Here is a 13516-nt window from a genome sequence, read left to right on the forward strand (position 1 = left end):
AGGAGGCTCTTTCATGGTAAAAAAACGATCACGGAATAAACAGAATCAACCCCAGATGCAAACCCCCCTTCGGAAAAAATGGATAAAAGAAGCGGATCTTTATTACAGTCAAACGATCGCTCCGCTTCGTCGACAATTAAAAAGTGCCCAACTGTCTAGAAACCTTGAATCCATCGATACCTACTGGAATCAACTGCAAGCCGCCTTAAAACACCATCGAATATTAATTCCCCGAGCCAACTATGTGGAACGGCCGTAACATTTTATTTCTACCCCTGATGGATTCGCTTATGGATCAGGGGTTCTTTTATTTTCTTTATCCTTGTGATTCCATTCTTTTGGTTAACATCCTTTTGATTGACGCTGCCAAGGAATCGCATGCTAGAAGAGAAGCGACTTCCTCTAATGGCGATGATTTATCGTGAATCAGCCGATTCACTCCCTCGATGCTCCAATCCTCATGGGGACGATCCAGAAGAAGGAGAGGCTGTCCCTCTTCAACGAACCCCTCTTTTAACACCCTTAAATACCAACCACTTCGTCCGGTCTCCTTCACACGGGTGGACAGCCCTTCAATTTCCCAGCGAGCATCTAACTTCCAACAGGGCATTCGCGTTTGTGATACCTGCAACACCCCTTCACCCATTCGGAAAACATCCCCGATACAAACGTCTCGTTCTGTTTGTCCATGAATCGTGAAGTTTTCACCAAATCCTCCTGGACCAAGATCCATCCCGCTTAATTCTTTGTCCCATAGGGAATAGTGGGCCAATCCGTAAGCCAAAACCGCTTTATCAGTGCCCCCATGATTTTTTAAATCCTCTTGTCCGTCCCCTGCTAAATTGGTATTCCCAAGATAAACCGGTCCCGAAATTCGCTCTTTTTTAATCCCACTTTTCCAGGGACGTTTCCATGTGTAGTGGGTTTGTGGTTTACCTACTTGTATGGAAGTAATAAAGGGGGCATTCATCGCGTTAACCTCCTATCTTTTTCGTTCCTGTGCACCTATCTTATCAAGTGATCGATCACCCTTCTAATGCTACGTTTGCTCCATCAAATGGATTTATGCTAAAACCCCGCTGTGTGAAAGTTTACCTCTCATACACACTTCCTTCATCCGTCGCAGATCGTGCTATGGACCACCTATCAATAGCACTTTCAGTGCCTCATAGGTTCTCCTGGAACCTATCTTAAAAATTCCCTTACTGGTTCGTTATGAAAAGTCAAATATAACCTCTTCGATCTCTGTATTTTCAACCGATAATCCTTCAATCGGAATCGCATCGAGGGTGATCGTCGCATCCCTCGTTACCGCCTCCAGTATCGCTAAGTAATCCTGTGATAATTGTTGGACGGTCCGATTGGTAAACAATTTTGTCGCAAATTCAAATTCAAAGTGAAGATCCCGCTCTCCCTTCTCACCATATAAACTCAAATCAAACTTCGAAATGGAATTACGATACTCGATCGTTTTGAATGGAATCGCATCTTCCTCTTCTTTATATGATTCTTGCAGGGCAAGCAAGGTAGAGAAAACAGGGTTTCTTGATGGATCACGCTTCATTTCTAACCGGTCCACCAGACGGTCAAATGGATAGTCTTGATTTTCATACGCTTGTAGTAGATTCTCTTTGACCTCTGCCACATATTCTTTAAAGGACTTATCCTTTGCCGGGTACGAACGGATTGCCAGGGTGTTGACAAACATGCCGATGATCGATTGCAGATCTGCATGCGTGCGACCCAGAACGGGTGAACCAACAATCAATTCTTCTTGCGCAGAGTATTTTGCCAACAAGGTATTGTAAGCTGCAAATAACACCATGTAGAGCGTCGTATCCGTGGCAATACATAATTCTTCAATCTTGTTCTTTAGGGATTCGCCAGCCTGAAAAAGGATACGATCTCCAGCAAAACTTTGCAGGACCGGTCTTGGAAAATCCGTGGGCATCGTTAATACAGGCAACTCACCCGATAAATGATCGAGCCAATATTTCTCTTGCACCTGGGACCCTTCCGACTGCAGGAACTCATTTTGCCACGAAGCAAAGTCTTTGTATTGGTATCGATTCTCTGGCAAGGATTGCCCCTGATACAATGCCATCCATTCACGAATCAATAATTGAATCGAGTAGCCATCGGCAATAAGGTGATGCATATCTGTCATTAATACATGACGATCTTGAGCGATCCGTATCCACTCGACACGGAGTAAAGGAGCTTGACTAAGATCAAAGGGTTGTACAAATTGCTCCACCATCTCCTGCAATCCTTCATCCATCTCAAAAGTGGGATCTAGCATCCATTCCTGTGTCATATCTCTATATTGAAATGATAGATTTGCTTGTGCATGAATACGTTGTCGCACTTCCCCTTTCACGATTTCAAAGGAGGTTCGCAGTGCTTCATGGCGATGGATTAACTTATCAAAAGCTTGTTGAACGCGGTGATGATCCAATTCACCTTCCACTACCATGACCCGAGGCAAATGGTACGCGGTCCCTATTCCATCCATATGGTTCAAGGTATATAACCGTTGTTGGGCTGAGGAAAGAGCATACGTGTCACCATCTGCAATTGGTTTTAACTCGGAATAAATCCGCTGTTGGGCTGCCTGTTTAATCGATTGTGCTAACTCCCTCACCGTAGGAGCATAGAAGATTTCCCGCAGCAACAAATTCACCTGTAACCGCTTTTGAATTGCTGCAATCACAAGCATCGCTTTGAGAGAATCTCCACCCCACGCGAAGAAGTGATCATCAGCTCCGATGCCTTTGACGCCAAGGACTTCCTCCCATATATCAGCGACCGTCTGCTCGATATAACCGAGTGGCTCCTCACTTTTCATAGAAGTAGCCACTTCATCGGATCGGCTCAATAGCTTTTGCACATCAATTTTTCCATTTAACGTTAAGGGCAAGCGCTCCAGTTGGACAAAGGAGACCGGCATCATATAATAGGGAATTCGTTGGGTAAGGTATCGCCTCACCGCTTGAGAGTCTAGTTTCTCGTTGGCAACTAGATACGCATGCAATTGAGGCATTGATGTATCGTTCCTTTTTGCGACCACAATGGCTTCCCTAACCCCTTCATGTTGCAATAGGACGGAGGCCACTTCCTCCGGCTCTACTCTAAATCCACGAATTTTTAGTTGCTGATCCAACCGTCCCATAAATTGTATATCACCCGTCGCGGTATATCTTCCTAAATCCCCAGTTCGATAATAACGGATCGGCTCTGGTCCCCAAATGGTGCCTTCTACAAAGCGCTCGTGATTGAACCCATCATGGTCACCCAAATATCCCTCCGTTAATCCCACACCTGCTATGCATATTTCACCGATCACACCCACTGGTACAGGCTTCCCTTCTGGATTCAAGAGATAGATCTGATGGTTATCGATTGGTTTTCCGATGACGGCTTTCATTGGTGGCAACCCCTCTTTCACCTGCAAGGGGTGCGCGATCACTCCAACAGTCGCTTCTGTGGGACCGTAGTGGTTCAACCATTGTACCTCAGGATACCTGCGATGGAATGTTACTAGATCAGCTAGGTTAATTTCTTCCCCACCCAGAACCACTAAACGTAACGCCAAGGGCAAGTTCTCTCTATTTTCCTGTATCCCATTGACGATCATACTAAAAAGGGATGGGGTCAGCTTTAGATAACTGATCTGATGTTTGTGAAGATAGGGAAGCAAGTTTTGTGGTTGAACATAGAAATCCTTTGGTGCTAGGTGGAGTTCGCCACCATTAAGTAAAGCAGAATAAAGAGCGGTATACCCTAAATCAAAGGCAATTGAGGAGAGTAGGAATGTCTTATCCCCTGTACGAATACCTGCCGTACGTGAAAACCATGTGAGATAGTTCACCAGGCTTTGATGTTTAACGGGTACGCCCTTAGGCATTCCGGTTGTGCCTGAAGTAAAAATCAGATAAATCGGATCTTCTGGAAGCACTCTCGTATCCGGATTCCCGATATTCCCTTGTTCCATCCATTCCTGATCGATCATGATGGTATTTCCTGCAAAGGATTCAATAGCGAGTCCATCCCCTTGCTTTAAAAGGAAAGACGCATGACTTTTCTCCAGCATCCAATGAATTCGCTCTTCAGGCAGTTCAGGATCGAGGGGAAGATACGTCGCACCACTCTTAATTACCGCCCATAGCCCAATGATCATTTCCAATGAGGGTTCAGCCATCAGCCCAATCACCATCCCAGTCTTCGCACCCTGGGTGATCAGATGATTCGCCAGCTGGTTAGCACGTTGATTTAACACTTCATAGGTTATCTTCTGTGTGCCACATACCACCGCTGTATGACGAGGGTGCCTGACTACTTGTTCCTCAAAGAGATCCTTTAGGGTTTTCTCACTGGGATAATCCCTCGTTGTGTCATTGATGTGGGATAACCAGTTCCTTTCACTTTGTGAAAGAAGATCGATCTCATCGATAAAGGGATTCTGATCCGTCATCATGATGACAAGAATCCGTTTCAAATGCCCGGCCATTCTCTCCATGGTTTCTTTTAAAAATAAGCTTTTACGAAACTGCAAGGTGAAGGTTAGTTCGCCTTCAAACTCAGTCACCTTTAATTCGAGATCAAATTTGGCAGCATGCTCCTTCATAGCATAGGGAAGTACATCCACATCACGTAGTTGGATTCGATTTCGATCCACATTTTCAAAGGCAAACATGACATCAAAGAGTGGATTCCGATTAAAATCACGTTCAATATCTAACTTTTCTACCAACATCTCAAAGGGATAGTCTTGATTCTCCAGCGCCTGAATCGCATGGGTCGTTACTTGATCAATGAACTGATTCAGTGTATCCCCTGCCCCTACTTGATTGCGTAGTGCCAGCGTGTTGACGAACATACCGACGATATTCTCAAGCGCTGCATGTCGCCGTCCGACGACTGGACTTCCTACAACAATATCCCGCTGACCCGTATATTTATGAAGAAGCACATGAAACGCGGACAGGAGGAGTGAAAATAACGTCGTACCTTGAGCCAATGCCCGACGATGAAGTTTCACCGTAGATTCATTCTTCAATGAAAAAACCACTTCATCTCCTGCCATCGATCCTCTTTCTGTACGAAGAAAATCCGTTGGCAAATCTAATAATGGAATTTCACCTGCAAAGGTTTGGAGCCAAAAATCCTCCTGTGATTGGATCGCCCCTGTTGCAATCCCTTGATTCTGCCAAGCAGCAAAATCTCGATACTGCAGAGGTTGCTCAGGAAGCTCCAACCCTTCATAAAGGGATGCAAATTCCTTCATGAGGATACTGATCGATAAGCCATCGGAGATAATGTGATGCATATCATACAGCAATAAAACCTGATCAGCGGATAATTGAACCACACCCACTCGAAACAACGGAGCCACCGCTAATTCAAAGGGGCGGATAAATGCTTGAATATAGTCTTCAACATCCGACCCATTCTCCGGAATCGGTTCAAGAGTGAATTCGTTCTCCTCACAAACCCGTTGCATCACCTTTTCTCCCTGTTGAGAGAAGGACGTGCGTAATCCATCGTGGCGATCCACCAACTGTTTAAAGGATTCTTCCAAGCGCTTGTAATCAATCACGCCATCCAGAATCACTGCACCTGGCATGTTATACCTTGTACGTTCCTCACTCATCTCATGAACGAGGTAAAGACGTTTTTGGGCGGCAGCGCTTTCGTAATATGCTTGGTTTCCAACAGGCATAATGGATACATACCGTGAGTATAGAACGACATTCTCTTCAATAAGCAGTGATAATTCCCTGACTGTTGGGCTTTCAAATACCTTTATCAAGGGAAGTTCCACTTCAAATTCTCGATGAATTTCTGAGACCAGGGTAATCGCATTCAGTGATTGCCCCCCCGATTCAAAGAATGAATCATCGATGCCTACCCTTGTAACACCCAATACCTTTTCCCAAATCTTCACAAGACGTTGTTGCACATCATTCTCAGGTGGTACATACACCTCTGTCGTCTCTCTCGAAATCACCCGGCTTTCTAACTCTTTCCGATCGATCTTGCCATTAGGACTCATCGGTAACCTTGGTAACTGGATAAAATACGATGGCACCATATACTCTGGAAGTATCTGACGCGTCTGTTCCTTCAGATGCAGTGTACCCTCGTCCATGAGAGGCGTGGAAACGTAATAAGCGACTAACATCTTATCCTTTCTTGCATCGTCCTTTACCACCACCACCGCATCCCTGACCCAATCACTTTGATTTAACACCGCTTCCACTTCACCGATATCAATTCGGTGCCCTCGTATTTTCGTCTGGGCATCCTTTCTCCCCAACACTTCAATGTTTCCATCTGGCAAAAGTCTACCGAGATCCCCCGTGCGATATAAACGATCCCCTTCCCCCTGAACAAAGGGATCATTGATAAACTGCTGGGCTGTAAGATCTTCATTGCCCAGATACCCCCGCGCTAACGGAATGCCTCCAATGCAAATTTCCCCTTTTACCCCTTGGGGAAGCAACTGCATATTCTCTCCTAGAATATAGATTCGGCGGTTGGCCAATGGCTTCCCAACCGGAATAAAGCGAAGGTCTGCACTCTTCTTTCCATGACCTGACACATGAAAAAGGGTACTGGTCATTGCTGTTTCTGCAGGACCATAAGCATTCAAGAAAAGGATGTGGTCACAAGGTAACTTCTCCCACAGAGCCACTTTCTCAGGAGGCATCTGTTCCCCCCCAACAACCACCAAACGAAGTTTTTCTCTAGGAATGATCTCGGGCCGGTGATACCATTCCTGGCACACTTCTCCCCAATAGGAAGTAGGTAGGTTGACTAGAGTAAGACCGTACTCCTCACATTTCTGTGAAAATTGATAGGGAGTCCAAATCTCCTTATCGCGTAACACAAGAGTCGCGCCTGCTGCCATGGTGGAAAGCATTTGTTCGAGGGAGATATCAAAACTGATCGAAGAAAATTGCAGGACTCGATCTTGAGGCGTTAACTGATATCGTTCCATCATATCCAAGGCATGACTGACACACGCTTCGTGAGACATCATCACACCCTTTGGTTTCCCTGAGGAACCCGAGGTATAAATGACGTAGGCCAACTGATGCGGTTCGATCCTTGGACGCGGTTGCTCCATGGGTTGCGAAGGGGAAACTACTCTCTCCTCCATTCCATATGGATCGAGACAGAGAATGGCTCCATCATAGCGAATCTTCCCTTGTAGTCGCTGCTGAGTGAGAAGAACGGGAACCTTCCCATCCTCAAGCATCATGTGAATACGCTCACTGGGATATTCCGCATCCATGGGAAGGAAGGCTCCGCCAGCTTTCAGAATGCCGACAATTCCGACCATCATTTCAAGGGAGCGTTCCATATAGACACCCACCGGCACATCCGGACCCACTCCCAACTGAATTAACCGATGTGCTAACTGGTTCGAACGGATATTCAGTTCCTCATAGGATAGCTGTTGCTCTTCTTGCATGACTGCTGGATGGTGAGGATGTAAACGTACTTGCTTGGCAAACAGATCTGTAAACACAGCCTCCTTGGGATAATCCATCGCGGTTTCATTGTTCCTATGGATGAGTTGATCCACCTCCTCATCCGTCAGCATGGAGATCTCCTCTAAGGTGGCGTGATCTGCTTGGATCATCTCTTGAATGATCTCTATCAAATGCCTTAAGAGGCGATCCGCTTCTTTTTGATCCACATACCGGTAATCAAATAGCAATTTCACATGAAAATGAGGTTGCAGATTGCAATAAACCGTCAGTGGATAATCCAATTGTTCCTCTACCTGCATGGACTCCACTTGCAACGTCCCCAACCCTTCTTTTAATGCTAAATCGAAGGGATAATTTTCAAATATCACGATACTTTCATAGAGATCATATAATGCCGAGTTTCTTGGTGCGTCACTCCAGCTTCGAATATCCGCGAGTGGTGTATACTCAAATTGCCTCATCTGCGCTTGTTTTCGTTGAATCTCTTGTAACCAGCTGGAAAGTGGTTCCGTAGCCGTTGCATGGATACGAAACGGCAGGGTATTCATAAAACATCCGATCATCGCTTCGGATCCCTCTAAATCCGCTGGCCTTCCCGAAGAAGTCGCTCCAAAAACAATATCCTCTTCCCCTGAATAACGGTGAAGTAGTAACGCCCATGCCCCTTGCACAATCGTATTGACTGTAATCCGGTGTTGCTTGGCATACGCCTTCATCTGTTGCTGAATCGTTTCAGGAATATCCCCTCTTACATAACCAAAGGGGGATGCCTCCTTTGGTACGGCCTTTGTGGGGAAAATACTATTAAAGCGAATCGGGGTCCGAAAGTCCTTGAGGGATTCTCGCCAGTATTTCTCTGCATCCTCCATATCCTGATGGTGATACCATTCCATATAATTTTTAAATGGAATGGCCTCCGGTAATGCGATCGATTGACCAGAGCGATACCCCTCATAGAGCTCCCCGATTTCCTTCAATAAAATACTGTTACACCAACCATCCAGTTGCAGATGATGGTGGGTCCAGATCACATCAAAATGGGCATCTGACTTTTTGACGACCGAGATACGCATCAAAGGCGCTATCGAGAGATCAAATCCTTGTTTTCGATCTTCTTTGAGCAAGTGATTCCATTTATTTTGTTGTTCATCTTCCTGCAGCCGTGACCAATCGATAAAAGAGAAGGGGACGTTTACTGTCGGATGGATCAATTGAATAGGCTCTTGCATGCCCTTCCAATGATAGGAAGCCCTCATGCTATCATGCCGAGCGGCGATTTGTTGCCAGACCCACTCAAACGCTTCCATATCCAACTCACTTTTGATCGTAAAGACGATCTGCTCCACTGTAACAGAGGATTCTGGTGAGTAGATGTGGTGAAAAACCATACTTTGTTGTACCGGCGATAAGGCATAGATATCGTCAATCTCCACAGATTGTTCCATCCAATTATCCAAATCCTTTTGTTGCAACCGAGCTAAGGGAAAATCCGAGGGTGTGAAATGAACCTTCTCTTGTTCCATACAACACTGCATGATCCGTTTCAGATGACCCAAGTATCGATCCGCTAACTGCTGGATGGTCTTTTCTTCATGTTTATGAATGCTATACTTCCAATCCATCCGCAATTCCCCGTTCACAATCATGCAATCCATCTCAATTAAATGACTACGCAGCGCCTTTTCATCCCGGGAAGATCCAGTAGGAAGATCCGTTAAAGTAAAACGGCTATCCTTTTGTGCACGTTGGTCAAACTGCCCCAGGTAGTTAAAACTAAAGGGTGCCCGTGGTTTGGATGTTAATTGCTCTTGCAAATCTTCCTTGCCAAGGTAATAGAGAATCTCATAACCAATGCCCCCACGGGGGATTCCACGAAATTGTTCTTTCACCCCTTTAATTTGGGCAGCTAGATCACCCTTTCCATGACATTTCCCTAATACCAAGGGGAACACGGAAGTAAACCAGCCAATGGTTCGCGAAACATCATGATCATGCATCAACTTTTCGCGTCCATGTCCTTCTAAATCGACGAGGATTTGCCCTGTCCATTCCGCTAACGTACAGGATAAGGCAGTTAACAAGATTTCCTCTACCCGAGTGTGAAAGGAAGAATGAATATCATATACCAATTGATGGGTTTCTTCTTCTTTCAACAAACAGGAGAGGATGTGGGCAGAACCCTCCGAATTTAAGCCCTCTCCTTTATCCACCGGAATGGTTACCACTGAAGTCTCTGTCTCTTTTAACCAGTAGCTCATCTCCTCGTGGATTCCAACAGATTGTGCATAATCGGTCACATGCTCCGACCATTTCTGAAAGGAAAGTGTCTTGCGCGAGGGAGTGATCGCCCCGTGTCTCTCCCATTGTTCATAAAAATGATGCAAGTCCTCCAGGATCACTCGCCATGAATATCCGTCAACAATCAGATGGTGGGCGGTGATAAAGAGCTGACCACTTTCTTCTTCTCCCCCATAAAAAAAGGCAGCTTGAATGAGAGGGCCCTCTTCGATATGGAGACTCCGTTGCAGGTGATCCATGGTTGACTTCATTCTTTCATCACGAACATGGGACGATAGATTGCTTACATCATAGACATGAAGTTGACCATGGTCCCCTGTCGCCGAATAAGCCTGAACCCAACTCCCATTCTGCTTGCGATAGCGCAAGCGAAAACTATCATGGGAGTCAATTAAAGTAGCAAAGCTTTCGCGCAATCCTTCCGCTTGGGTACCTGGAGGTGTCTCTAAGAAAACTGCCTGATTCCAGTGATGAATATTGGGTATCTTCTGCTCAAAAAACCACTTTTGGATGGGGGTTAGGGGCACTTCCCCTTCAGGGGTATCTCCTTCCTCCAATTCATCCATTTGTTGATACTGAACCACTCGTGCCAAATCAGCAATGGTCTGATAGTGAAACATCTGGTTCACCGATAGTTGAATGCCCTTTTGCATCGCTTTCCCTGCAATTTGGATACTGAGGATTGAATCGCCACCAAGCTCAAAAAAGTTATCCTCGATCCCAATTTCCTCTTCTGCTCTTCCTAATACCGTCGACCAGATCTGAACTAATTCGTTCTCTACTTCGTTTCGTGGCGCGACATATTCATTTCCGATCCGCTTCATGGGACGCGGCAATGCCCTTCGATCCACTTTTCCCGTGGCGGTCAATGGGAGCCTATCCAATTGCATAATATGAGTGGGCACCATATAGCTGGGTAACCTCGATGATAAATCGTCGCGGAAGTGACGCTCATCAATCAACTGATCCCCTACAATATAGGCACACAGTACTTTTTTCCCTGAATCATTGAGAAGATCGATCACCACAGCATCCTTCACATACTCATACTGATAGCATTGGTTTTGAATCTCCCCCAATTCAATGCGGTACCCTCTTATTTTCACTTGATGGTCCATCCGACCGATCCATTCGATTTGCCCATCCGCTAACCATTTTCCAAGATCCCCTGTTCGATACATCCTTTCACCTGGATAATAAGGATCTTGTAAAAAACGTTCTTGGGTTAAGTGAGGTCGATTGAGGTACCCTTGACTCACTCCAGCACCTGCAATGTAGATTTCGCCCTCCACACCAATCGGTGCCAGTTGATGATGCGCATCCATGATATAGCAACGCATATTGGCAATGGGTCTTCCTAAGGACACCTTCGCTTCGGTACAACGCTGACTCAATGCATCCACGGTGGTCTCGGTTGGACCATAGTTGTTATACAGTTGATATCCCTTCTGAATCAGATCATTCTTCATCCCATCATCTAATTTTTCACTACCGGAAATAACCGTCTGTAAACTGGCTAACTTTCGATCCGATGGTAGCAATTCCTTCAATACTGTCGGGATAAAGTTTACCAGATGAATCTGATGCTGATCGACATAATCACAGAAGGCTTGTCGATTCCACAGCACATCCGGCTCTGCGATATGAAGGGTTCCCCCGTGAAGAAGGGTTCCAAAAATATCTTCTAAACTCGGATCCACCGTATAGCTAGACAATTGAAGCACATGAGTATGGTGGTTCACTTGATATTCTCTACCAAACCAATGCACTAGATTAAGAACACTTCGATTGTCGATCATGACACCCTTTGGCTGTCCCGTCGTTCCAGAAGTGTAAAAAACACAGAATAAGTCCCGAGCATCATAGGAGAATTCAGGAAGACTCTCCTCCCTCGCAAAGGAAGTCGGATCATCTATCATCACCAGTTGATCGGTTGAGAGAATCTCTTTGATAACGGGACTCTCTTCAGCCAGTGTTTGCTGGGTAAGTAAATACTGCACCCCACTATCCTGTAATAGATAGGCTTTTCGAGTATCGGGATAGGCTGGATCTAACGGTAGATAAGCACTTCCTATTTTTAAAATTGCCAATATCCCAACGATCATCTCAATCGATGGAGAGGTGAGGAGGGCAACTATTTCTCCCGGTTTAACCCCTCGATGAATGAGGGTATTTCCGAGGCGATTGGCTCGCCGCTCTAACTCCTGATACGTAATCCCTTGCCCCTCAAACATCAGTGCTACGTTCTTTGGCTCCTTCTTTACTTGCTGCTCGAACTGTTCGATTACACGTAAGGAATGGGGAGAAGCCACCTCCGTGTGATTAAAGTGCGATAGGATTTGATCTTTTTCTTCAGGTGTGATCATTTCCAACTGGGTAAGATCTCGCTCAGGGTAGTTGACGATTTGATGTAAAATCATTGGTAAATGAGTAACCATTCTGTTGATCACAGCCGAATCCACGACCGCCTCGTTATAACTAAAACCGATCTCGATCTCGTCAAAGGCCATTACACTGAGGGTAAGATCATAATGGGTCACTTCTGTGGCGGAATACGATCCAAAGGACATCCCTGCTGAATGTTCGCCATGACGGTGCTGTAACGCTTGATCCAACGGATAGTTTTCAAAGACGACGATGGTATCAAATAAGGTATTTCGTTCATCCAATTCACTATATTTTTTTATATCGGATAACGGAGTGTTGTCCATAGCGGACCGATTTTGTAAGGTGTGGTGAATACGTTGGACCAGTTCTGCTACCGTTTCATCCTGTTGATAGGTGACTCGTAACGGAATGGTATTAATAAAAAGACCAATAAGGTCTTCAATTCCTGGAAACGCACCCGAGCGTCCCGACACCGTTGTACCAAACAGGACATCGGAACTGTTCTTGTATTTTTGTAAAAGAATCCCCCAGGCACTATAGATAAGCGAAGCCAAGGTAACCTCATGGGTTCTTGCAAATTGTTCAAGGGGCTCCTTGTCCAATCGTATCGATTTCTCCCGATTCTTACGTTCTCTGTTGCTTTCGTGATTGAGTGGGGTAGCAAATAACGATCGTTGAGCGTCAAATCCAGCCAAATAATTTTGCCAAAAATGCTGCTGGCGTTCGGAGTCTTGTCCTTGAATAAACTTCACAAATTCCTTATACGTTTTCTTTCTAGGAAGGGAATACGTCTTCCCTTGGGAGACACACGCATAGGCATCCCAAAATTCTTTTAACAATAACCCATTACTCCAACCATCATATAAAATGTGATGATGATGAATGGTAAGCACATGTTTTTCCTTTTCTAGACGGCATAAGGAGATTCGGAAAGGGACTTCTTGTAGGTCAAACTTTTTATGTCGTTCTTGCTGTTGAATCTTAGTAAGTAGCGCTTCTTTTTCCGAGTCACTATGTTCTTGTACGTCATGAAAGGTCCATTGAACAGGATGTTCTTTGAGAATGATCTGCACCGGTGCTTTTACTTTCTCCCACCGAAACACCGTCCGTAGTATTTCGTTGGTTTGAATCACGAGCTCCCAGGCCTTCTTCACATGCCCCTCGTCCATATTCCCCATTAATTCAATGGAAAGCTGTTCGACATACTCCTCACTGGTCGGATCCTTTAAGTAATGAAATAAAATTCCTTCTTGTATCGGTGTTAAACGAAGTATGTCCTCGACCTGTTGCCTATCCAATTTGGACATGGACAATCCTCCCTATTTTTC

General features: G+C 45.3%; 3 protein-coding genes. 1 reads left to right on the forward strand and 2 read right to left on the reverse strand.

Annotated elements, in window-relative coordinates:
* The first annotated feature begins 13 nt into the window (after window positions 1–13).
* Entirely contained in the window at window positions 14–259 is a 246-nt protein-coding gene (locus tag CHX35_RS03995) for a hypothetical protein (protein ID WP_091834272.1), read from the forward strand.
* 57 nt (window positions 260–316) lie between these two features.
* Here CHX35_RS03995 and CHX35_RS04000 read toward each other — a convergent pair whose 3' ends face one another.
* Both CHX35_RS04000 and CHX35_RS04005 read right to left on the reverse strand, forming a co-directional pair.
* On the reverse strand, window positions 317–970 hold the full coding sequence (locus CHX35_RS04000; RefSeq protein WP_091834275.1) for an MOSC domain-containing protein: 654 nt from the start codon (window positions 968–970) through the stop codon (window positions 317–319).
* A 243-nt stretch (window positions 971–1213) separates the two neighbouring features.
* The gene (locus CHX35_RS04005) at window positions 1214–13495 is read right to left on the reverse strand and encodes a non-ribosomal peptide synthetase (protein ID WP_091834278.1); all 12282 of its coding nucleotides are present in this window, start codon (window positions 13493–13495) and stop codon (window positions 1214–1216) included.
* Between the last annotated feature and the right edge of the window lie 21 nt (window positions 13496–13516).

Source organism: Marininema halotolerans (assembly GCF_900116235.1).
Classification (GTDB): domain Bacteria; phylum Bacillota; class Bacilli; order Thermoactinomycetales; family DSM-45169; genus Marininema; species Marininema halotolerans.

Coding starts and splice junctions, on each gene's coding strand:
- CHX35_RS04005 (WP_091834278.1), bottom strand. CDS start 13,495: ATGTCCAAATTGGATAGGCAACAGGTCGAGGACATACTTCGTTTAACA.
- CHX35_RS04000 (WP_091834275.1), bottom strand. CDS start 970: ATGAATGCCCCCTTTATTACTTCCATACAAGTAGGTAAACCACAAACC.
- CHX35_RS03995 (WP_091834272.1), top strand. CDS start 14: ATGGTAAAAAAACGATCACGGAATAAACAGAATCAACCCCAGATGCAA.